This is a genomic window from Streptomyces sp. DSM 42067 (assembly GCF_055792885.1).
Genome location: NZ_CM147706.1, coordinates 6151884 through 6174954, shown reverse-complemented (window position 1 = coordinate 6174954; position 23071 = coordinate 6151884). Strand labels below are relative to the sequence as shown.

Annotated in this window: 18 protein-coding genes; 9 read left to right on the top strand and 9 right to left on the bottom strand. The window is 71.0% G+C overall.

Annotated features, from left to right (window positions below; genetic code table 11):
* Positions 1-82: 82 nt before the first annotated feature.
* The gene (locus tag ACSMXV_RS28210; protein WP_473174007.1) at positions 83-508 is read left to right on the top strand and encodes an ATP-binding protein; all 426 of its coding nucleotides are present in this window, start codon (positions 83-85) and stop codon (positions 506-508) included.
* A gap of 314 nt (positions 509-822) precedes the next feature.
* Positions 823-1266 (top strand): hypothetical protein, encoded by a 444-nt coding sequence (locus ACSMXV_RS28205; RefSeq protein WP_181655501.1) that lies wholly within the window; start codon positions 823-825, stop codon positions 1264-1266.
* A 197-nt stretch (positions 1267-1463) separates the two neighbouring features.
* Here the strand turns inward: ACSMXV_RS28205 and ACSMXV_RS28200 are convergent, their stop codons facing one another.
* Complete coding sequence (locus tag ACSMXV_RS28200) at positions 1464-2621, bottom strand: NAD-dependent formate dehydrogenase (protein WP_473174006.1); 1158 nt, start codon at positions 2619-2621, stop codon at positions 1464-1466.
* Positions 2622-3070: 449 nt separating this feature from the next.
* Here ACSMXV_RS28200 and ACSMXV_RS28195 point away from each other — a divergent pair, with 449 nt between their 5' ends.
* The 4 genes from ACSMXV_RS28195 to ACSMXV_RS28180 all read left to right on the top strand — a co-directional run bounded on the left by ACSMXV_RS28195 (position 3071) and on the right by ACSMXV_RS28180 (position 6474).
* A complete protein-coding gene (locus ACSMXV_RS28195; protein ID WP_473174005.1) occupies positions 3071-3454 on the top strand; it encodes an FmdB family zinc ribbon protein in 384 nt (127 codons plus the stop codon).
* 325 nt (positions 3455-3779) lie between these two features.
* A complete protein-coding gene (locus tag ACSMXV_RS28190) occupies positions 3780-4436 on the top strand; it encodes an AmiS/UreI family transporter (RefSeq protein ID WP_473174004.1) in 657 nt (218 codons plus the stop codon).
* Between the two features lie 179 nt (positions 4437-4615).
* Positions 4616-5863, top strand: coding sequence for a formamidase (gene fmdA / locus ACSMXV_RS28185; RefSeq protein ID WP_473174003.1), 1248 nt, complete (start codon positions 4616-4618; stop codon positions 5861-5863).
* Between the two features lie 200 nt (positions 5864-6063).
* Positions 6064-6474, top strand: coding sequence for a VOC family protein (locus tag ACSMXV_RS28180; protein WP_473174002.1), 411 nt, complete (start codon positions 6064-6066; stop codon positions 6472-6474).
* 120 nt (positions 6475-6594) lie between these two features.
* Here ACSMXV_RS28180 and ACSMXV_RS28175 read toward each other — a convergent pair whose 3' ends face one another.
* The 5 genes from ACSMXV_RS28175 to ACSMXV_RS28155 all read right to left on the bottom strand — a co-directional run bounded on the left by ACSMXV_RS28175 (position 6595) and on the right by ACSMXV_RS28155 (position 14413).
* Complete coding sequence (locus tag ACSMXV_RS28175) at positions 6595-7326, bottom strand: alpha/beta fold hydrolase (RefSeq protein WP_473174001.1); 732 nt, start codon at positions 7324-7326, stop codon at positions 6595-6597.
* A 77-nt stretch (positions 7327-7403) separates the two neighbouring features.
* A complete protein-coding gene (locus tag ACSMXV_RS28170; RefSeq protein WP_473174000.1) occupies positions 7404-9086 on the bottom strand; it encodes a (2,3-dihydroxybenzoyl)adenylate synthase in 1683 nt (560 codons plus the stop codon).
* On the bottom strand, positions 9073-11292 hold the full coding sequence (locus tag ACSMXV_RS28165; protein WP_473173999.1) for an acetate--CoA ligase family protein: 2220 nt from the start codon (positions 11290-11292) through the stop codon (positions 9073-9075). Before ACSMXV_RS28165 ends, ACSMXV_RS28170 begins: the two co-directional genes overlap by 14 nt.
* Complete coding sequence (locus ACSMXV_RS28160; protein WP_473173998.1) at positions 11289-12917, bottom strand: FAD-dependent monooxygenase; 1629 nt, start codon at positions 12915-12917, stop codon at positions 11289-11291. Before ACSMXV_RS28160 ends, ACSMXV_RS28165 begins: the two co-directional genes overlap by 4 nt.
* A 113-nt stretch (positions 12918-13030) precedes the next feature.
* Positions 13031-14413 carry an MFS transporter gene (locus ACSMXV_RS28155; protein ID WP_473173997.1) on the bottom strand — a complete coding sequence of 461 codons (1383 nt, stop codon included), beginning with the start codon at positions 14411-14413 and terminating at the stop codon, positions 13031-13033.
* A gap of 170 nt (positions 14414-14583) precedes the next feature.
* On the opposite strand from ACSMXV_RS28155, the gene ACSMXV_RS28150 reads away from it, so the two are divergent.
* Positions 14584-15396 (top strand): PaaX family transcriptional regulator, encoded by an 813-nt coding sequence (locus tag ACSMXV_RS28150; protein WP_473173996.1) that lies wholly within the window; start codon positions 14584-14586, stop codon positions 15394-15396.
* Positions 15397-15591: 195 nt separating this feature from the next.
* Positions 15592-17073 (top strand): alginate lyase family protein, encoded by a 1482-nt coding sequence (locus tag ACSMXV_RS28145; RefSeq protein WP_473179091.1) that lies wholly within the window; start codon positions 15592-15594, stop codon positions 17071-17073.
* Positions 17074-17316: 243 nt separating this feature from the next.
* On the opposite strand, the gene ACSMXV_RS28140 is transcribed toward ACSMXV_RS28145, so the two are convergent.
* From ACSMXV_RS28140 to ACSMXV_RS28130, 3 genes are all read right to left on the bottom strand, one after another.
* Complete coding sequence (locus ACSMXV_RS28140) at positions 17317-18528, bottom strand: helix-turn-helix domain-containing protein (protein WP_473173995.1); 1212 nt, start codon at positions 18526-18528, stop codon at positions 17317-17319.
* 557 nt (positions 18529-19085) lie between these two features.
* Positions 19086-20129: an alpha/beta hydrolase gene (locus ACSMXV_RS28135; RefSeq protein ID WP_473173994.1), complete on the bottom strand. Its 1044-nt coding sequence runs from the start codon at positions 20127-20129 to the stop codon at positions 19086-19088.
* Positions 20130-20407: 278 nt separating this feature from the next.
* Positions 20408-21640, bottom strand: a complete 1233-nt coding sequence (locus tag ACSMXV_RS28130) for an FAD-dependent oxidoreductase (protein ID WP_473173993.1) — start codon at positions 21638-21640, stop codon at positions 20408-20410.
* 166 nt (positions 21641-21806) lie between these two features.
* Between ACSMXV_RS28130 and ACSMXV_RS28125 the strand changes: the two genes are divergently transcribed.
* Entirely contained in the window at positions 21807-23066 is a 1260-nt protein-coding gene (locus ACSMXV_RS28125) for a cytochrome P450 family protein (protein WP_473179090.1), read from the top strand.
* Positions 23067-23071: the final 5 nt, after the last annotated feature.

Genomic DNA, 23071 nt, shown 5'->3' with positions numbered 1-23071 from the left:
ACACCGTCCGTACCGGTACGCGCACCCTGCGTACCGAAAGACTTCCTGGTCAGGGTAGAGCGAGGCGGCCACTCTCAGTGACATGAAGTCAGAAATCTCCGCCCGGCACTTCACCCAACTCTTCAGCGCCACGCCTCGCGGCGCTCGCCTCGCCCGGCTGCTGGCTGTGCACCAGCTCGGCGAGTGGGGGCGGCCGCCAGGCTGTGCGGTGAGCGAGTCCGTGGCGCTGGTCGTCGCCGAGTTGGCGGCGAACGCGGTCGCGCACGGGCGCGTGCCAGGGCGCGGGTTCCGGCTCAGCCTCACCGTTGAGGCCTCGGACACGCTCCGTATCGAAGTGGCGGACCCACGAGGCGACCGCCGGCCCCTGGCCTGTCGTGCCGCCAGCCCCACCGGCGAGATGGGCCGCGGGCTGCTTCTCGTCGATGCGCTCACTGCCCGGTGGGGTAGTGATCCATGGCCGCCGTCCGGCAAGGTCGTGTGGGCGGAGATCGCCCTCCGGGGAGGGTGAGGACGACCGTGGTCGGGCTACGGCGCACTTCCGGAGCGTCGGCATCGCACAACAGAGACACGCCGCTTGTGAGGCAGTTCACTAATAGTTGACTGGACTGGTGCGCATCGCGCACTTTAGTTTCCTTAGAGAACATACGAGCCTTATAGGCGTTTTTCGGAGCGCGGCGGATCGGTCGCGGAACAGGAACGGGTCAACCAGTGACCTGACGGACAGCACCCCGTTCCAGACACGTCAGGGCCCATGAGGAAGGTGCGGCGTACTTCCGAGCGTCGGCATCGCCAGAGGGCGACTCGAGCCCGGAAGGTGGAAAAGTGAGCGAAGACGCCGTTTGGGTCAGAGGCGTGACCGGTATCCAGCTGCACCACGTCACCGATCTTCAGGATGCTCGACGGTTTCTGGGCAACGCCGTCATGGCACTGCGCGCCGCCCATGTGAGAACCGGCGACACCGCGTTCTCCGGTCTCGCCGAGCAGCTCAAGGCCATGGTCGCCGAAACGCGCGACCTCGAGGGCAAGGCCCGGGAGAGCATGCATCAGCTGCACTCCACGGATCCCGAGCGGTTCGTGCGCTGCCGCGAGGGCGAAGAGCCCTGGCCGGACGAGCTGCAGGCAGGCTTCATCCCGCGCCACACCTGCCGGGACGAGTGCCTCTACCACGATCACGAGGTGCTGGACGGCATCCTGCAGTGCACCTGCGGCCGGCCCCCGTGCCGCGCGTGCGCGATCGCCGGCGCCCCCGGCACGGACGCTCCCTGACACGTACGTCGGAAACACTCTGACACGTACGTCGGGTCACGCCCTGACACGTACATCGGGTCACGCCCCGACACGTGCGCCGGATCCCATTGGTCGCATCATCCGGACCAAGGTCGGCGGGGTCGTTGCCGCCCGGGCGGCGACGGCCCCGTCGGCCGGCTCCTGCCCCTGTCCGTCAGGGCTTCCACCCCTCTCCGTCAGACCGTGTACGAGCGGGCCCCGGTCCCGGCCAGCCGGCCGCCCTCCACGATGAGGTACTCCTGACGGATCGGGCGGTTGTCGAACCAGCACTCCAGGATCTCCCGGACGCCTGCCGCGTACCTGGCCTGCGCGGAGAGCGTCGAACCGGCTACGTGCGGTGTCATGCCCTCGTGCGGCATGGTGCGCCACGGGTGGTCATCTTCCGGTGGCTCGGGGTACCAGACGTCACCGGCGTAGCCCGCCAGATGGCCTCTCTCCAGAGCGCGTACCACGGCGTCCCGGTCGACGATCAGCGCGCGGGCCGTGTTGACGATGTAGGAGCCGCGCTTCATGGTCGCCAGCATGTCGTCGTTGAAGAGGTTCACCGTCTTCGCGTGCAGCGGCGCGTGGATGGAGAGCACGTCGACGGCGGCCGCCAGGGAGCGGACATCCTCATGCCAGGTCAGTCCCAGCTCCGTCTCGAGGTCCGGTGGCAACCTGTGCACGTCGTTGTAGTGCAGCTTCACGTCGAACGGCTTGAGCCGACGGAGCACCGCCAGGCCGATCCGTCCGGCACCGAAGACGCCGACGTCCATGCCCTCCAGGTCGTAGTTCCGCGAGACGCTGTCGGCGACGTTCCACCCTTTGCGGGTGGTGACCCACTCGTGGGCGGGCAGGTAGTTGTGGATAAGGGCGAGAATGTACATGACTGCGTGCTCGGACACGCTGATGCTGTTGCTGTAGGTGATCTCCGCAACGGTGATGTCGTGCTCGATAGCGCTTGGCAGGTCCACGTGGTCCGAACCGATCCCGGCTGTGATCGACAGCTTCAGGCGCTCCGCGCGCCGGATGCGGTCAGGGGTGAGATAGGCGGGCCAGAACGGCTGCGAGATCACCACGTCTGAGTCGGGGAGTTCGCGCTCCAGCACGGAGTCGGGTCCCTCCTTTTCGGAGGTGACGACCAGCGTATGGCCCCGGCTCTCCAGGAACGGACGCAGACCGAGTTCGCCGGAGACGCAGCCGACCAATTCGCCCGGATTGAAGTCGAGGCCTTGGGGCGTAGGCGTCGTCTGCCCGCCGGGATAGCTGCTGATGACGGGAATCTCGTCGCGGGCATACCTGGGCGGGTAGCCGTCGACGGGATCCGGATAAAGTACCGTGAGGATCTTTGCCATGGCCGTCCTCCATCGCCGAAGGCCGGCACGCAGCCGACAGTCCGGTAGCCGTGCGTGCGCTCCGGCCGGCCTTCCTGTCGAGAGCCAAGTGCCCGCCTCGTCGCGCATCAAACGCGCCCCGGACCGGCTGAATCACCACCCGGACCGGCCGAATCACCGCCCGGACCGGCTGAATTACCGCGCCGGAGCAGCCGAATCACCACCCGGACCGGCTGAATTACCGCGCCGGAAACGCCCCGACCCGCGTCGGCAACGCCCCGAACGCGCCAGGGAATTGAACGCACACGATACGTGCACCACCTCTGCGCGGCGCGCGGTGCACGCATTCGCGTCCGCGGCGCCCGGTGGTGTCCACGTCGCACCCCGCCCATTTCGTACGGCGGCCCAGGGCGGCGCCCAGAGCACTTTCAACTCGCCTTGACACGCCGTCGTCTGAGGCGTTGCCTGGAATGAGAGGTTCTGCGGCATTCGTCGGCTCGACCAGATCCTCGTCGGCTCGACCAGATCCGCGCCCATGGCCGTGGGCCGCAAGCGCGGCGGGGCGGAGACCACTCATGGCGACGTACGAATATTCTTGCAAACGCTGCGGATCATTCGACGTAAAACTGCCGATCGGCACTGCGCCCACCGAGCAGGCGTGCCCGCGGTGCGCGAATTCAGCACGGCGTGTGTACTCCTCCCCCGCGATCGCCTTCACGTCGCCTGCGGTCGCGGGCCTGCGAGAGCTGGAGGAAAAGTCTCGGGACAATCCCGCGGTGGTCACGCGCGTGCCTCCCAAGGATGCTGCGCCGAGGCCGGTCCATCCGGCGGCTGCCCGGCTCCCCCGGCCCTGAGCGGGAAGCTCCCCGGCCCGGCCTCGGACATCGCGCACGGCCGAATCGGCCGGATCTCGGTCGGGTCTCGGTCGGCACACCGGCCGGATCTGTCGGCACACCCGCGGGATCGGTCGGTGTCGGTCGGTCCGCCCTTTCGCGAAGGGCGTCGCGAAGGCGTCTCGAAGGGCGTCGGCAAGGACATCGGGCGGCCTCAAACGGACCGCCTCGGAGCATGGCGTGGAATCGCGCATAACAGCTTGATCGAGCACAACAGCTTTCGGTCGCAATGACCGGTCGGCGGGCATATCGTTCGCGAGAGCGAAATAACGGGAGGTGTATCCCCTTGGCCAACGTCGGACTTCTCTTCGTTGGCGCGGTGCTGTTCCTGAACGGGTTGATGCTGCTGGGGAAGGTGGACAGCCGGTCAGCCGCCATATTCAACCTGTTCGTGGGCGGGCTTCAGGTCCTGACACCCGTATATCTCATCATCGCCGCGAATCAGGATCCCAGAAGAATTCTGCTGGCGTCGGGCATCTTCCTCTTCGGTTTCACATACCTGTATGTCGGAGTCGGACTGCTCATGGGGCTCGACACGACAGGCGTGGGTTATTACTCGCTGTTCGTGGCCATCGTGGCTCTGGGTTATTCCTTCGTCAGCTTCCGGCTGTTCGACGACGCGCCGTTCGGAGTCATATGGCTCTACTGGGCGTTCCTCTGGTTCTTCTTCTTCCTGCTACTGGGACTGAAACGGGAGGCCCTGACGCCCTATGTCGGCTGGGTGACCGCAATCGAAGGCTGGGTGACCGGCGTCATACCGGCGTTCCTGCTGCTGTCCGGTTACTGGGTCGCGGAGAACTACTACGAGATCGCGATCGCGCTGGGCGCGTTCGGCGTGCTGGCCTTCGGCGCGCTGTGGTTCGTAGTCGGCCGGAGGGGGCCGGGCAAGCCCGCAGAGGAGCAGTACGGCGCCCCTGGCTACCCGGCCGGCAGCCCCGGCTAGCGGCCGCACGGACCTGCCGGACCTGGCCGGACGATCGCCGCCGACACGGTCATCGGAGCGCGGGAGGTGGTTGACGAGACGCAAGAAGCGGCATGAGGGGGCATTCGGGCCACCCCCGACGCCACCGACGCCATGCCACACCCGCTCACCGGTACAGAACACCTGAGGAATGAGTTCACATGCCTGAAGTAATCTTCAGCGTCGACCAGTCCCGGTCGATGCGCGACCAGGATGTACCTGGACACAACAGGTGGCACCCAGACGTCCCGGTCGCTGCGATGGTCCGCCCCGGGGACGAGTTCCGAGTCGAATGCCGGGAATGGACCGACGCACAGATCGGCAACAACGACTCCGCCAACGACGTGCGCGATGTCGAGTTGGATGCCACACACATGCTCAGCGGGCCCATAGGCGTCGAAGGCGCGGAGCCGGGCGATCTGCTTGTCGTGGATATTCTCGACCTCGGACCGGTACCGCAACAGGTCGGAGACGCGCCGGGCCAGGGCTGGGGATATACGGGCGTCTTCGCCAAGGCCAACGGTGGAGGCTTCCTGACGGACTACTTCCCGGACGCCTACAAGGCGATATGGGACTTCCACGGGCAGGTGGCGACGTCCAGGCATCTACCCGGTGTCCGCTTCACCGGCATCACCCACCCCGGTCTCTTCGGCACCGCGCCCTCAGCGGAGCTGCTGGAGAGGTGGAACAGGCGCGAGCAGGCCCTGATCGACACCGACCCCGACCGGGTCCCGGCTCTGGGACTCGCGCCCACCGCCAACGCCGCCCTCGTCGGCAAGGCGACCGGATCGGAGGCCGAAGCCATCGCCCGGGATGGAGCGCGCACCGTTCCCGCGCGGGAGAACGGCGGCAACCACGACATCAAGAACTTCACTCGCGGGTCGCGCGTCTTCTACCCCGTGCACGTCAAGGACGCCAAGCTGTCGGGCGGTGATCTGCACTTCAGCCAGGGAGACGGCGAGATCACCTTCTGCGGCGCCATCGAGATGGGCGGCTACATCGACTTCCACGTCGATCTGATCAAGGGCGGCATGGAGAAGTACGGCGTCAGCACCAACCCCATGTTCATGCCGGGCAACGTCGAGCCGCGGTACTCGGAGTTCCTCACCTTCATCGGGGTCTCCGTGGACCACGACACCGACACCAACTACTACCTGGACGCGACGGTCGCCTATCGCCGCGCCTGCCTCAACGGCGTCGAGTACCTGAAGAGGTTCGGCTACACGGGAGAGCAGGCCTACCTGCTCCTCGGCGCGGCCCCCATCGAGGGACGCATCAGCGGGATCGTCGACATCCCCAACGCCTGCTGCTCCCTCTACCTGCCCACCAGCATCTTCGACTTCGACCTCCGTCCCACCACGGAGGGACCCAAGACCGCGGACCGCGGTCAGTGCGCGGTGACCACCTGAGTCCGACCGGTCCTTTGGTCACTCGTCCCATGTTCCGTGTCCCCCGCCGGGACACTTCGGATCAAGCTCCTGTACTGGGGCCGGCCCAGATATGCGCTCCGCGCACTGGGGCCGGCCTCCTTCTGTCTGCAGGCCGTTGTCAGTGGGCCGCGCTAGTCTGCGCGCAGATCCGACCGTTTACCCCGTTCCAGGAGGTATTCATGGCCTCGCGACTCAACCCGTACCTGATCTTCGCCGGAGACGCCCGGCAGGCGCTGGAGTTCTACAAGGAGGTCTTCGGCGGCACCCTGGCGCTTACCGCCTACGGACAGTTCGGCCAGCCGGACGCCCCGGACGCCGACAAGATCATGCACGGCATGCTGGAGACCCCGAGCGGCTTCACCCTGATGGGCGCCGACACCCCTGAGGGCGAGTACACGCCGGGCAACAACTTCTCGGTGAGCCTCAGCGGCGACGACGACGCCGAGCTGAGCGGCTACTGGGAGAAGCTGTCCGCCGGCGGCTCCGTGTCCGTCCCGCTGGAGAAGCAGATGTGGGGCGACACCTTCGGGATGTGCGTCGACCGCTTCGGCGTCTCCTGGATGGTCAACATCGTCCAGCCGCCCAGTTGACCGGACCCACCCGCGGGTGGGTCCGGCCAGATCCCACATCCCCGGTCCCGCCTACCCGACGCCGACGGTCGGCGGGACCGTTCGAACCTTGCCGGGGCCACCTGTAGGAGGTGCCCACGCCTAACGCGACGCGCAGGCCCTGATGAAGGCGTCGGCCAGTTCGGTGGGGCGCGTGAAGCAGCCCTCGTGGCTTCCGGGGACCTCGATGACCAGCGGGTTCTTCAGGCGCTGCGGGAAGCGTTCGGCCCAGGCCCATTCGCCCGGCAGTGAGACGTCCTCCGTGGACAGGACGTAACTGGTGGGTATGTCGAGCGCCTGGAACGCGGCCGTGTCCGGCTTCTCGGTGAACGTGCCGAGCGGTTGCGGCACGAGGAGGGAGTGGACCGTCCGCTGGGCCTCCTCGCCTGCGTCCTGCATGAACGCCTGCTGCCAGACCTCCAGCGGCAGCAGCACGGTGTCGTTGCCGGAGGCGGCGGCCAGCGCGTGGAACATCTCCCCGTAGTGCGGCGGGCACGCGTCGATCAGCGACTCGCCGTCCTCCGGGACGAACGCGCTCCAGAAGACCAGCCGCCGCAGGCGGGACGCGAGCCGGGGCGCGGCGCCTGTCAGCACATAGCCGCCCCAGCTGTGTCCGACCAGGGTGACATCGGTCAGGCCCGCGTGCTCGACGTACTCGACGAGCCCGTTCACGGTGTCGGTGAGGGTCACGCCGCGCGGGTCGTCGTCGGGGCCGAGGCCTACCAGGGTGGGTGTGTGCACCTGGTGCCCGGCGGCCCGGAGCGCGGTGGCGACCGGGCGCCAGGCCCATCCGCCGTGCCAGGCTCCCGTGACTAGCACGAAGGTCTCACTCATGTCGATCTCCTTTGATCGCGTGGCTTGTTCCGTGGCTTGTTCCGTGGCTTGTGCAGTGGCTTGTTCATGCGGGGTGTTCAGGCGTGGTGTTCGGAGCCGAGTCGGCGCGTGATGTCGGCGCGCAGCGCCTTCTTGTCGATCTTTCCGACCTTGGTGGCGACCAGTTCGGGGACCACCACGAGCCGGTCCGGGAACTTGAAGCGGGCGACGCCCACGCGCTCCATCACCTCGTGCACGTCGGCGAGGGTCACGGTGCAGCCGGGTTCCGGTACGACGTACAAGCAGACTCGCTCGCCGAGTTGGGCGTCCGGCATCGCCACCGCGGCCGCGCGGGCGACCCCGGGGGTCTGGTACGCCAGGTTCTCGATCTCCTCGGCGGAGATGTTCTCGCCGCCCCGGATGATCATGTCCTTGTCGCGGCCCTCGACCACGAGGTTGCCGTCGGGCCGCAGCCGCACGATGTCGCCGGTGCGGTACCAGCCGTCCTCGGTGAACGCGCGGGCGTTCTGCTCCTCGGCGCGGAAGTAGCCGCGGGGGGTGTACGGACCGCGGGTGAGCAGCACGCCGGGTGCTCCGTCGGGCACGGGCTCGCCCTGCTCGTCGACGACGAGGAGTTCGTCGTCCTCGCACATGGGGCGCCCCTGCGTCGTACAGATGACGTCCTCGGGGTCGTCCAGGCGCGTGTAGTTGAGCAGCCCCTCCGCCATGCCGAACACCTGCTGGAGCGTGCAGCCGAGTTCCGGGCCCACGCGGCGGGCGACATGGTCGGCCAGTCGCGAGCCGCCGACCTGCAGGACGCGCAGCGAGCCGAGATCGGCGCCGGGGTGGTCCTGCCGGTGCTCCAGCCAGCGCTGGGCGATGGCAGGGACCACGGCGGTCGCGGTGACGCCTTCGCGTTCGATGAGCGCGAACGCCTTGTCGGGGCTCGGGGAGCCGAGGACGGTTCGGCCGCCGCACAGGAGCGCGCCGAGCAGACCCGGGCAGGCGAGCGGGAAGTTGTGCCCGATGGGCAGCGCGGCGAAGTACACCGTGTCCGGGTCGAAGCCGCAGACCTCGGCGCTGCGGCGGGCGTTGTAGAGGTAGTCGTCGTGGGTACGGGCGATCAGCTTGGGCAACCCGGTGGTGCCGCCGGAGAGCAGGAAGACCGCGATCGAGCGGCTGTCGGGCCGGTACGCGTCCACTGCGGCCCGCGCCGCCACGGCGGCCTCTGCCGTTCCCTCCTCTGGTGGCGCGCACAGTTCCCGCAGGTCCACGGCCCCTTCGCCGATCTTTTCGCCGAGGACGAGGAGATGGCGCACGGTCGGGTGCTCGTCGGCGACGGCGGCCGCCATGCCCTGGTGGTCGAAGTCCTTCAGGACATCCGGGACCGCGATCCCCACCGCTTCGGAGTGTCCGACGAGATGGGAGATCTCGTGCCGGCGGTGACCGGGCAGCGCCATCACCGGGATGACGCCGAGCCTCAGACAGGCATACGTCAGGACCACGAACTCGAGGGTGTTGGGGAGCTGCACCACGAGCCGGTCGTCGGGGCGCAGGCCCAGTTCGGCGAGGCGGAGTGCGGTGGCGTCGGCGCGTTCGGCGAGTTGACGGTGCGTCAGTGTTCGGTCGCCGTCGACGAGGGCGGGCGCGTCGGGCGTGGCGTCCGCGACAGCCAGCAGCGCGTCGCCGAGGGTCTCCCCGGTCCAGTAGCCCTTGCCGGTGTAGAGCTTGGCGTACGCGTCGGGCCAGGGCACAGCGCCGTTGCTGCTAGGCCTGGGCATGATCGGTCTCCTTGTCGGTCTCCTGGCCGGGCTCCTCGCCGGCGGGCACGGTGACGGCGTCGCCGATGTGCTCGATGCCACCACCGGTGTGCGCGATATCGGCACCGGTGCCGTGCACGGTGGCGGCACCGGTGTGCACGATGACGGCGTCCAGTGCGATCAGGCCGTCGGCGGTCAGACGCAGCGGGTTGATCTCGATCTCGGCGACGTCCGGCGGACTCGCCGCGAGGGCGTCGGCGAGCGCGGCGGCGACCCGTCCGAACTCGGCGCGGTCGAGCACCGGCCCGCCCCGCCAGCCGTCGAGCAGCGCACGGGCGGCGAGCTCGTCCGGCATGGCCGCGGCCTCGGCCGGGGACAGCGGTGCGAGCCGGATCGCCACGTCGGCGAGCGCCTCGGCGGCGGTCCCGCCGAGCCCGGCCAGTACGACGGGCCCGAAGACGGGGTCGCGGCGGGCGCCGAGCACCAGGTCGACACCGGCCGGGGCCATGGCCTCGACGAGGTAGCGACGGCCGCCCGGGCCGGTGGAGCCCGTCCCGTCGATGGCGTCGATCGCGTCCAGGGCCGCGTCCAGCTCTGCCGGGGTGCGGATGCCGAGCCGGACCCCGCCGATCTCCGTCTTGTGGAGGATCGCCGCGTCGAGCACCTTCACGGCGACCGACTGCCCGCCGACTGCCAGCCGTTCGAACGCGCGCTGCGCTTCCTCGCGCGTGTCGCAGGCGACGCGAGCGGGGGTACGGATGCCGAGGGTGCCCAGGAACGTTTTGGCACCATCCTCGTCGAGAGAGCCCCCGGGCACGCCCGTGGTCCCGGGAGCGGTGGCCACTCCCGCCACGGCCACCCGCGCCCGCTGCCGCGCGTCGGTGACCAGGGCGCGTACCGCGTTGGCGGCCGACGTCGGTCCCGTGAGCGCGGGGATGCCGGCCTTGTGCAGCCGGGCCCGCTGCTCGGCCACGTCCTCGTGCGGGCCTCCGACGACGACCACCGCGGGCGAGTCGGCGCCGAGGCCCGCGTCCTGGGCTGCGGACGCCACGTCGACGCTGTCGGGCTCGGTCAGGGCGTAGACGGCGAGCAGATCCACCGTGGGGTCGGCCGCCGTCGCGCCGAGGACGCGGGCGAAGGTCTCGCCGGGCCGCCCCGTGTCGACCGGGTTGCGCTGGTACGTCAGCGGCGGCAGCAGCCCGCCGAGCGCGTCCTGGGTGGCCTCGGTCAGCTCCGGCATCCGGATGCCGTCCGCCCCGGCCCGGTCCGCGAGCAGCAGGCCAGGTCCCGCCTGGGCTGTCACGATGCCGAGGCCCGGATCGGCGTGCGCGGGCAGCCGTACCCGAGACAGGGCCGTGATCGCGTCGACCAGTTCCCGCTCGTCGTCGACGACCACGGCCCCGGCCTGTCGCAGCGCGGCCCGTGCCGTTCGCCACGAGGTGGCCAGTGCGCCCGTGTGCGACCGTGCGAAGTCACCGACGTCCGACCGCCCGACGACCAGCGCCACCACCGGCTTGACCGCGGCGAGCCGGCGCACGGCGGCCACCAGACGCGGCCCGTCCGGCACCGTCTCCAGGTGCAGGGCCACCGCGGCCGTACCCGCGTCCGCGATCAGGTGTTCCAGCACGTCGGCGGCGGTCACATCGAGCCCCGCGCCGATGCCCACGCCCAGGCTGATGCCGTTCCCTGCGTCCGCCAGATCGAAGGCGAGCGCGTGGTTGACGCCGCCGCTGGCCGCGACCACCGCGATGTCCCCGGCGGGAAGGTGCGCCGCGGCCGGTACGAAACTGGCCGTCAGTCCGCGCTGAGGGGCGAAGAACCCGGAGGTGTTGGGCCCGAGGAGCCGGATTCCGGTCCGGTCGGCGACCTGGCGCAGGGCGTCCGCGTACTGCTCGCCCTCCGGGCCCGCCTCGCCGAAGCCGCCCGCGCAGACCAGCGCGGCCCGGCAACCGGCGGCGGCCGCCTCGGCCAGGGCGTCGGCGCAGCCGGCGGCGGGTACGCACAGGACGGCCAGGTCCAGGCGCCCGTCGGTGTGCGCGGCGGCCTCGGCCACCGAGGCGTAGACACCCTCGGCCGGTTCCGGGCGGCGAGCGTTGACCAGGGCGCGGGGGCCGGGGAAGGCGGCCAGCGAACGGGCCATGGCGGCGCCGAGCTTGCCGCTCTGGCGCGATGCGCCGATCACGACGACGCCCGAGGGCGCGAACATCGGTGTCAGATTCGTGGTCACGCCCGCGCCTCCCCTTCGCCCAGCACGCCGGCTTCTTTGAGAGAGCGGGATTCGCTCGGCGAGCGGGATTCGCTCAGCGAACCGGATCCGCTCAGCGAAGCGACATCGCCCAGCGAACCGACGAGATCGGCACGGCCCGACAGCAGCAGCGTCTCGGCGCGGTCGTCGTCCATGCCGTCCTCCACGATCAGCGCGGGTATCCCGTGCACCAGCCGGGCCTGCTCCGCGAGCAGGGACCGGGTGAGCGGGGTGCCGGCGTGCACGGCGGCCAGCGCAGGTGCGCCCTGATCCGCGACGGTCGCGACGGCTTCGGCCAGTCGCCCGTACGCCGCAGGCAGCTCCGCCTCCCCGTCCGGCGCGGCGAGCCACACGCAGCCCGCATCCGCGCCCCTGAGCTCCTCGATGTCCGCCGTGCTCAACCGCCGCCCGGCGAACTCCCGCTCGCCCAGCCGCAGCGGCGTCTCGAGCGGGTCGCGGCCCTCGTGCCCGGCGCGCCAGTCGCGCTCCACCTGCCCGATGAAGTCCGGGTCGCGGCGCGCGATCCGCGCCTTGCCGATGCTGCGCGACATGAAGTGGAAGGCGAACTGCGTGGGCTCGAACGCGTCGTGGTAGCGGCCGAAGTGCTCCCACCACGACAGACTCGGGCGGGCGGACCCCTGGATCTTCTCCACGGAGGGCCGCCGTGCCGCCTCGTACGCCTCCAGCGCGGACGGCAGGTCGTCGCGGTGTTCGAGCAGGCTTCCGGCGAGCGCGACGGCGTCCTCCATGGCCATCTTCGTCCCGGAGCCGACCGAGAAGTGCGCGGTGTGCGCGGCGTCGCCGAGCAGGGCGACGTTGCCGCTGGTCCAGCGGCGGGTGCGCCAGGTGCGGAAGTTGCCCCAGCGGGAGTTGTTGACGAGCAGTTCGTGTCCGTCGATCTGCTCGGCGAAGAGCTTCTCCAGATACCGCCTGGTCTTCTCGTCGCTCGGGCCCGGCGGCTGCGCGGTGTCGAACTCGTCGAGACCTGCTGCCCGCCACGACTCCTCGTCCGTCTCCACGATGAAGGTGCTGACGTCGTCGCTGATCGGGTAGCCGTGCACGGCGAACGTTCCGTGCGGGCCGTGTTCGTGGACGAAGGTCAGCCCGTCGAAGAGGTAGCTGGTTCCGAACCAGATGAACTTGGCGGTGGCGACCTCGACCTCGGGCACCAGTACGTCGGCGAGGCGGCCCCGGAAGGCGGAGTTCGCACCGTCGGCGGCGACGATGAGGTCGTAGTCGGCCAGCTGCCCGGGGTCGGACGGCACCTCGGAGCTGAACCGCAGGTCGACCCCGACCTCCGCCGCGCGCCGGTGCAGCAGCTGGAGCAGCGTCTTACGGGTGATGGCCGCCATGCCGTTGCCGCCGCAGCGGATCCGCCGGCCCTTCAGCCGGATCTCGATGTCGTCCCAGTGCCGGCCGTGGTCCGCGAGGCCGGTCCGCAGCACCGGATCGGCCTCGTGGATTCCGGCCAGCGTCGCGTCGGAGAACACCACACCGAAGCCGAAGGTGTCCTCGGCCCGGTTCCGCTCGAAGACGGTGACTTCGACCGACGGATCGGCCTGCTTGATGAGCGTCGCGAAGAACAGCCCGCCGGGGCCGCCTCCCACGCAAGCGATCCGAGAAACCATGATGTTCTGCCTCCGCGTCGAGTACAGCTCCGGACGCGTTTCCAGCGACCGCCACCCGGAGCTCAATTGTGTGTCGTATTGACTTACGCTCGTCAATGATTTGTTGCGGAAAGATTCCGCTCCTGCCCCGGGAGTCCCCGCTCCACGAGTGCCCGCCCCGGGAGCAGCAGCACCAGCGCGGTGGCGAGGGCGGCGGGCACGGCGAAGGCGTAGAAGTTCCACGCCGTGCTGACTCCGGCATCCAGCAGGAAGCCGCCGAACAGCGGACCCGTGATCGCGCCGAGCCGCCCCAGTCCCAGCGTGCACCCGAGGGCGGTGGCCCGGACCTCCACGGGGAAGTGCTGGGCCACATAGCCCAGGACCATGATCTGCGCGCCGATGGTGCCGAATCCCGCCACCGCGACCAAGGCGTACATGAGGGGCGCGGCCGTCGCGAAAGCGAGCAGCGTGATGGAGACGGCGGCGGCCAGGAAGACGGCCATCGTGACCGGCTTCATACCGAACCGGTCGCCCAGCGGGGAGATGAGGAGTGAGCCGACGACCGCGCCGAGGTTCATCACCAGCAGGAACAGCAGGGAGCCGGAGAGCGGGTAGCCCGCCGCGCGCATGATCTGCGGGAGCCAGGTGTTCAGGCCGTACACCAGCAGCAGTCCGAAGAAGCTGACCGCCGCGAAGAGGAGCGCGGGCCCGAGGTACTCCCGGCCGGCCAGCTGCATGAGCCCGGCCCGCTTCCGCTGCCCGAGGGCTTCGCCGTCCGGAGAGGGCCTGTCGTCCGATGCGGGACCGGGCGCCGGCACCTCGATCCCGAGCTTCGCCGCCGTCCTGGCCGCCTCCTCGTGCCGCCCCTTCGCCGTCAGGAAGGCCAGCGACTCCGGTATGTAGCGGGCCAGCAGCGGTACGAGCAGCAGCGGGGCGGCCCCCATGGCGTACATGAACCGGAATCCGAGCGCGGGCATGAGGGTCATGGCGAGCACGGCCGCGATGATCCCGCCGACCGCGTAGCCGGAGAACATCATCGCGTTGTTGAGGCTGCGCCGCTTGGGGTCCGCGTACTCGGCGGTCAGCGCGACAGCGGTCGGCATGACCCCGCCGAGACCGATCCCGCCCAGCAACCGGAAGATCCCGAACCAGGTCGCGTCCGGCGCCAGCGCACAGCCGATCATCGTGGCGGAGAACCAGGCGACTCCGGTCAGCAGTACCCTGCGCCGCCCGACCGTGTCGGTGACGGCGCCCGCGATCAGCGCGCCGATCAGCATGCCGATGAGCGCGTAGCTGCCGATGGCGCCTGCCATGGCGGGCGTCAGGTTCCAGCTGTCGTACTGCAGCAGCGCCGGGACGGTGGCGCCGTAGACGATCAGGTCGTATCCGTCGAAGACGATCACCGCGAAGCACAGGCCGGTGACCAGGAACTCGGGACGGCGCCGGCGTGCGGCGCGCTCGGTGCGAACAGCGGGTTGAACAGTCTCTGGCGTCATTGCCGACTCCTGCAGCCTCGGCCGGCCTGGATGGCCGGAACGTCGGCAGTATGTGTCGTCTGAAACGCGACCGTCAATGAGATGACACGTAATTTTCCCAGTGCTGGCATGGTCGGCCAGCGCACCCGTCTCTTCCTCGCGACGGCCGGTCGTATGACATAGTCGTGTTCGTGAAGCCTCGCTCGATCGTCTTCGACCTGTTCGGCGACTACGTCCGCTACCGCGGCGGCGCCGCCCGGCTGCGCACCCTCAGCACGCTCATGGGCTGCTTCGGCGTCGGCGAGAGCACCGTGCGCGTGGTGCTCGCCCGGCTGCGCAAGGAGGGCTGGTTCGACGCGCGGCGCGAGGGCCGCGAGACCCTCTACGCGCTCAACACCCGCAGCCTCCAGCTGCTCGACGAGGGCCGGTCACGCATCTTCGAGCCGGTACGGACCGACTGGGACCGCCACTGGTACATGGTCATCTACTCGGTGCCCGAGACCGAGCGCGGCGTCCGCGACCGCATCCGCAAGGAACTGGCGTGGCTCGGCTTCGGCCCGCTCGCGCCCTCCACCTATGTGTCCCCGCACGACCGGCTCCAGCAGGTCCGGGAGAAGTTCGCCGACGAGCCCGCCGTACGCCTCGACACGCTGCGCTGCCAGTCCGCCGGACTCCCCGTCGACCGCGAGATGGCGGCCCGCAGCTGGGACCTGGACGCGCTCAACGAGGACTACCGCGAGCTGCTGCGCACCTACCGCGTCCGGATGCCGTCCTACCGGGCCGGGCATCTGACACCCGAGGAAGCGCTGACAGAACGCATGCGGCTTACGTACGACTACCGCAAGTTCCCCTTCCGGGACCCCGATCTGCCGACCGAGCTGCTCCCGGGGGGCTGGGTGGGCCGCGACGCCCACGAGATGTTCATCGAGGCCCACGAACTCCTCGGTCCTCCGGCGAACGCGTTCTACGACGAGGTGGCGGGGGCTCGGCCCGCGGCTCGCTGAGCCGGGGCGCCCGTCCCGGTGCGTGACCGGTCCCGGTGGTTCTCAGTGGTCCAACTCGGCCTGCACCGGCCACTTCTCGGTTTTCTGTTATCGGCCGGACTCGCTCGCGTCTCCTGTGCGTACGCGTCCGTAGTCACCGACCGTTAAGGAACCAAGCAAGTGACAGCCGTGACAGCACAGATCAGCCGCCGAGGCATGCTGAAGATCGCCGGTGCGGCCGCGGGTGCCGCCGGGATCGGGGCCGCCGCCGTGACGGCGGCAGTACCGGCATCGGCGGCCGGCGGAACGTTCGCGCACCCCGGGCTGCTGCACACCCAGGCCGACCTCGACCGCATGGCGGCCAAGGTGAAGGCAGGCGCCCAGCCCTACACAGCCGGCTTCGCGCGGCTCACCGCCAACCGGCACGCGCAGAGCGGCTGGCAGGCCAACCCCCAGGCCACCGTCTACCGCGGCTCGGGGTCGCCCCAGAACTACGTCACGCTCTACAACGACATCCACGCCGCGTACCAGAACGCCCTGCGCTGGCACGTCACCGGCGACACCGCGCACGCCGACACCGCCCGCGACATCCTCAACGCCTGGTCGGCCAAGCTGACCTCGCTCGAGGGCAGCGCCGACCGGTTCCTGGCCGCAGGTCTCTACGGCTACCAGTTCGCCAACGCCGCCGAGCTCGTACGCGACCACGACGGCTTCGAACTGGCCCGCTTCCAGAAGATGATGCTCGACGTCTTCCACCCGCTGAGCGACGACTTCCTCACGAACCACAACGGCGCCGTCATCTCCAACTACTGGGCCAACTGGGACCTGACGGCCATCGCCTGCGTCCTCGCCACCGGCATCCTGTGCGACGACCGCGCCATAGTCGACCGCGCCGTCGACTACTTCAAGCACGGCGAGGGCATGGGCTCGATTCGGAACGCCATCCCGGTCGTCCACGACGACGGCCTCGCCGAATGGGCGGAGGCCGGCCGCGACCAGGGCCACGCCCTGCTGGGCGTCGGTCTGATGGGCACCATCTGCGAGATGGCCTGGAACCAGGGCATCGACCTGTACGGCTACGACGACAGCCGCTTCCTCAAGGGCGCGCAGTACGTGGCGAAGTGGAGCATGGGCGGGGAGGTGCCCTTCACCCCCTTCACCCGGAAGAAGGGCGCGATCAACGGATGGTCGGGAACGGAGACCACGTCCGGGGTTGCGGCCGCCGACCCGGCCATGGTCCGGCCGATCTGGGCCATGATCGCCAACCACTACACCAAGCGCCGCGGGCTCTCCGCTACGTACCTGACCCGTATCGCCGCGCAGGCGGCCCCCGAGGGCGGCGGCGGTGACTACGGGCCCAACAGCGGCGGCTACGACCAGCTCGGCTTCGGCACGCTGGCGTTCACCCGGCCGAAGGCGGCCGCGGGCGAGACGACCGCATCCCCCTCGGCGTCCGCCTCGGCCTCCCCCTCGCCATCGTCTTCGGCCTCCACCGCCGTGTCCGGCTCGGGCGCCGGTTCCGCCACACCGTCCTCCGACGCCACTCCGCTCGGCGGGCGTGGCGACCTGGCCTCCACCGGCTCATCCGACCTCGCGGCCTGGACCGCCGCCACCGGCGTCACCGCGCTCGCGGGCGGGCTGCTCCTGCTCCGCCGCCGGGGGCAGGCGCGCCGTGCGGCGGGCAACGATGGGCAGTGACGGCTGCCGCTGACCGGGGCCACGACGGCAAGTCCAGCGCAGGCCCTCAACGGCGGCCTCGTCCGCAGCCGGGAGGCCACGCTTCCCGTCCGGAACGAGCCGGTGGGCCGCCGGGCCGCTCCCGGTCGGGATCGGGTCGCCGGCTGTTTCCGGTCCGGATCCGGCCGCATGGCCGCTCCGCCCGCCGGAATCCGGCCGCTGGGCCGGGCCTCGCCTGGAGCCGTCCCTTCGGGGGGTGGCCCCTCACTGCGGTGTCGCCGCTTCTCCGGCTCCCGGCTCTCCGTTGCGTGCGCCCGGAAGCGCGGGCGCAGTCCGCCGCAACTTCCGTACTGCGAGAGCGAGTTGAAGGCGCAGCCGACCCTGAGGAGAGTGCACCTCCCAGCCGAGGATGTGCTCGGCCTGCGCCAGGCGCTCCTGCAGTGTCGAGTGATGCACCGTCAGTTCGCCGGCGGCGGCCCGCAGGCTCGGTGAGGAGGCCACGGCGTGGAGCGTCGCGGCGGCCCAGGGTGCCTCCGCGACCGCGCGTTCCACGGCGAGTACGTCGGGGATCGGCGGAGTGTCCGGGCCCACCGCGGCCGCGAGCAGGGTGAGAGCACCCAGTTCCTCGGCGTACACCGTGCGCGGCCCGGGATCCTGTGCCGTGCCCTCGGCGGTGAACCGGAGCGCGGTCCGGGCGGCCGCCCACGACTGCGGCAGCTCGGCCGGCTCCACGGCCGGTCCCACACCGGCCCTCCGCACCTCGGGCAGGGGCTGTCCGGCGGGTACGACCTCCGCACCACCCCCGTGGAGGACGACCGCTCGTACGGACTGCCCCTGCCTGAGCCCCAGTTGAGCCGCGGCATGCGTGCGTGCGGACAGCGGCGCGGACGCGTCCAGCACCACCTCGACCAGAGCGGGGTCGTGAGCGGGTACGGCAAGGGGTGCCCATCCGCGTGTCCGGTCCATGACCGCCCGTACGGCGTGTGCGGCCCGCTCCAGGATCATGGCGTGCACGCCGTCGGCCGGGCCGGGCCGCTCCAGCCAGAGAGCGGCCGAGGCCCCCGGGGGCGTGGCGGTGGTGGCGGTGTCGGGAGCGGTGGGGATGATGGCGGCGGTGTCAGCGGTGCCCGTCGCTGGGGAGTCGCCGGAGTCTCCGGAGCCGCTGGAGCCGTAGCCTCTGGAGCTGCCGGAGCCGCTGGAACTGAGGGAGCCGACGGGTTCCAGCGGTACCCATGGCCAGGCAGGGTCGACGGGCCCGACGGAGGTGTCACGCCGCCCGTCCTGATCGACCCGGACCCGTACGCCACGCCGCTCGTCGACCAGCCGCGCGGGGCAACCGGACAGGACGGCAGCCCCGCGCACGAGGGCCTCAAGGCCGACCCGGCCCTCCATCAGGCGGTCGAAGTACGTGATGACCTGCAACGCGGCACCCGCGTCCGGGTCGAGCGCCGCGAGCCGGCCTGCCAGCTCTTTCACGCACACCATCCTGCGACCGCGAACCCGCCCTGCCAAGCGCCGTGGTTTGAAGACACCGGGCCGGTCCGAGACCCGGGCCCGGCGTCCGACGCCGACCCGGCACCCGGCACGGAGGTGGGCCGGCCGGTCCGTCCGGTCCCGCCGGCCCCCGCATCCCGCCGACGGCCCGGCGGCTCTGCTCAGGCGGACTGTCAGTCGGCCGGCCCCAGCGGTCGACCGCACGGGGTCGTCCACGGCATGGGTACGCCGACCAGCACCAGCGGTCGACCACCCGGTCGCCGGGCCGCACGCGCACGCAGGCCGGCCCCAGCCGTCGACCACCCGGTCGCCGGGCCGCACGCGCACGCAGGCCCCAGCCGTCGACCACCCGGTCGTCGGGCCGCACGCGCACGCAGGCCGGCCCCAGCCGTCGACCACCCGGTCGTCGGGCCGCACGGGCACGCAGGCCGACCCCAGCCGCCAGGCCACACGGAACGGTCCGGGTCTTCAGACCGCACGGGCACACCGGCCGACCCCAGCCGCCAGGCCGCGTGGGGCGGGCCTCGCGGCCCAACCGGTCACGCGCCCAGCAGTCGCCGCAGCCAGCGCAGCCGGGTGGCCCGGCACTCCTGGGACAGCGGTGCCTGGGGGGCGAAGCCGTCGAAGCCGTGGAAGCCGCCCGGCCAGACGTGGAGTTCTGCGCGCGCGCCCGCCTGCCACAGGCGGCCCGCGTACGCGATGTCCTCGTCGCGGAACGTCTCCGCCGAGCCCACGTCGATGAAGGCCGGGGGCAGCCCGGACAGGTCGGTCGCGCGGGCGGGGGCGGCGTACTGCGAGACGTCCGGTCCGCCGCGCGCCTCGCCGAGCAGCGCGCCCCAGCCCGACTCGTTGGCCGTGCGGTCCCAGACGCCGCGCCCGGCCATCTGGCGGGCGGACACCGAGTCGTTGCGGTCGTCCAGCATCGGGCACATCAGCATCTGCCCGATCAGCTCCGGCCCGCCGCGGTCCCGGGCCAGCAGGGCGACGGCCGCGGAGAGTCCCCCACCGGCGCTGCCGCCCGCGACCAGGATGCGTTCGGGGTCGATGCCGAGCTCCTTGGCGTTCTCGGCCGTCCACACCAGGCCCGCGTAGCAGTCCTCGACGCCTGCCGGATACGGGTTCTCCGGCGCGAGCCGATACTCCACCGACACCACGACCAGGCCCAGTTCCTCGGCCCAGTCGAGCGCCTCGGTCACGCCCAGCCGGTTGTCGCCGAGGATCATGCCGCCGCCGTGGATGTGGTACACGGCCGGGAGCGCTCCGCTCGCGCCAGTCGGCCTGCAGATCAGCAGCGAGATGTCCGGCGCTCCCTCAGGTCCGGGCACCGCCCGCTCCTCGACCTGGAAAGCTCCGTTCCTGGTCAGCTCCTCGTCCGGGACCTGGAACGCGGACGAGCCCTCTCGCATCGAGGGGATCATCTCGGGTGCGAATCCCGGCGGGATCTGCCCACCGAGCACTTCCAGCGCGGCCGCCAGCTCCGGGTCGAAGGGCGGCGGCGGGTATACCGGCTCGGTGTCTGCTGGTGATGCGTCCACCGGTGTTGCGGCTACCGGTGACGCGGAGGCCGTCGGCTCAGCGGTCATGGGAACTCCTCGCGTCACGGCCACGGCGGTGTGGCCAGGGCGTTCATGATGCACGGCTAGGGAACGGCCTGCGTACGCGCCGTTCGGCGGGAATCACCCGCCGAACGGCGGGCAGCCCGCATCGCAGGTGCCACAGCGCCGCATCGCTTGTGCCGCGTCACCGGTCCCGCACTGCCTGCGGTGCGCTCCTGGCGCCCCGCAGGCGGCACGAGGGGCCGCAACGCGGGCGGCGGCCCGAACCAGGCCGCCAGGCCGCACAAGGCCCCGACCACCACCGCTCACCGCACCGCCGCAGCCGGCGGCCTCTCCCGTACGGCACCGTAGGCGAGGAAGTACGCCGGCACCCTGTTCAGCCACCGCGAGGTGGTGAGCAGCTCGGTCAGCCGCTGGGCCCGCCTGGGGTTGCCGAAGGGCGGGCGGCCCGCGAGCAGCGGTTCGATGACCCGGGCGTGGGCGGTCCGCTGCAGGGCCTGCGTCGCGGCCGTGGTCGGCCAGCGGCGGCGCTGCACGGCCCGTACGTCATGCAGGCCGACCGTACCCGCGCGCAGCGGCTCGACGAGATACCGCGCGGCGGCCACGGCGTCCTCGACGGCAAGGTTGATGCCGATGCCGAAGACCGGCGACATCGCGTGTGCCGCGTCGCCGATGCAGAGCAGCCCCGGCCGGTGCCAGCGCCTGAGGCGGTCGATGCGTACGTCGAGGAGCTTCACGTCGTCCCAGGACCGCAGCGCGTGCACGCGGTCCGCGAGCCAGGGGACGGCGGCCGTGAACTCGGCCATGAACGTCTCGAGGCCGGCCGCGCGGCGCAGACCGTCGGTTCCCTTGGGGATCAGCACGGCGCACTGCCAGTAGTCCCCGCGGTCGATCATGGCGGTGAGGAACCGCTCGCCGACGCCTCCCACAAGCCCGTGCGGGTCGCCGTCGCGCCGTGGCAGCCGGAGCCACCATGCGTCCATGGGGCAGGTGAACTGCCGCAGGCCCAGTTCGGGCAGCGAGCGGGCCAGCGAGCCCCGGCCGTCGCAGGCGACCGTGAGGGCGGCGCGCAGCTCGCCGGTGCGGCCGTCGGACGTGCGGTACCGGACTCCCGTGACACGGCCGCCCTCCTCCAGAAAGGACGTCGCCTCAGTGCTCATGCGTACGGAGAACGACGGCTCCCGGCGGGCCTCGTCCACGAGAAGGTCGAGGAGGTCCCACTGCGGCACCATCGCGATGTAGTTGTACTTGCCCCGCAGCGCGCCGATGTTCCCGACGGTGACCAGGGACCGGTCCTGGCCGATCGGCAGCTGGACGGTGGTGACGCGCCGCTGCGGCAGCCGCGCGAACCGTTCGGCCAGGCCGAGGTCGTCCAGTAGGGCCAGCGTCGACGGGTGCACGGTGTCGCCGCGGAAGTCGCGCAGGAAGTCGCCGTGTTTCTCCAGGACGGTGACCTCCACGCCGGTCCGGGCCAGCAGCAGGCCGAGGACCATCCCGGCGGGCCCGCCGCCCACCACGCAGCACGCGGTCCGTTCCATCGCGCCCCTCCCTTCCCTTTGGGTGAGAATCGCAGAGGCGGCCATATCTGGGCATATACCCTCAAGATCTGCCACGATCCGCTGATCCGCCACGTGGTCGCGACTGTCGCGACGCGACTCCGGGAGGCCACATGAGCAGCACGAGGAGGCCACGATGAGCAGCACGGTGAGCCGGCAGCCGGTCCTTCTCCCCTATGCCGACCCGGCCTTCGTGGCCGACCCCTTCCCGCTGTATCGCCAGCTGCAGGAGGAGGGACCGGTGCGGCGCGCGGTCATCGCCGGCGGCCTGGAGGCCTGGCTGGTCACGCGCTACGAGGACGGCCTCGCCGCCCTGTCCGACCCGCGGCTGAGCAGCGATGCCCGCGACGCGTCCGACCCCCGGCTCCTGCAGCAGCTGCCCGCGTCGCAGCGCGAGTCCATGATGCGCACCATGCTCCGCGCCGACCCGCCCGACCACACCCGCCTGCGCCGCCTGGTCTCGAAGGCGTTCACGGCGCGCAGGGTGGCCGAGCTGCGACCCCGTATCCAGGACATCGCGGACCGGCTGCTCGACGCCGTCGTGCCGTCCGGCCGCGCCGACCTCGTCGCGGACTTCGCGCTGCCACTCCCTGTCACCGTGATCAGCGAGCTGCTCGGGGTGCCGGTGACGGACCGGTACGACTTCCAGCGGTGGACCGACGACATGATCCTCCGCGGCGCGGAACCGCCGGACCCGGCCGTGGTGGACGCGGCGTGGCAGCAGATGCGCTCGTATCTGACGAAGCTTCTGGAGGCGAAGCGGGCGGAGCCCGGGGACGACCTGCTGAGTGCGCTGATCACCGCCCGGGACGAGGAGCAGCGGCTCGACGAGGACGAGCTGATCGCCATGGCGTTCCTGCTGCTGGTGGCCGGATACATCACCACGGTCAACCTGGTCAGCGGTGGCATCGCCGCCCTGCTCGCCCACCCCGAACAGTTGCAGATGCTGCGGGACGACCCAGGGCTGCTACCGGACGCCATCGAGGAGTTCCTCCGCTACGACGGACCGGTCAACCCCGGAATCGCCCGCTTCGCGCGCGAGGACGTCGAGATCTCGGGCGTGACGATCCCGCGCGGCGCGACCGTGCTCATCGCCACCGCCATCGCCGACCGCGACCCGGCGCGCTTCCCCGACCCCGACCGTCTGGACCTCACCCGGCAGGACAACGCGCACCTGGCCTTCGGACACGGCATCCACTACTGCCTGGGGGCGCCGCTGGCCCGGTTGGAGGGCCAGATCGCCATCGGCACCGCCCTGCGCCGGCTCCCCGGTCTCGCCCTGGCCGTACCGCCGGGCGAGCTGCGGTGGAAGCCCAGCGGCCTGCGCGGGCCCGAGCGCCTGCCGGTCACGTTCACGCCCGGCTCCTCTCCCGACGGTCCGGGTCCGGCACCTGCCGGTTCGGCCTGATCCGG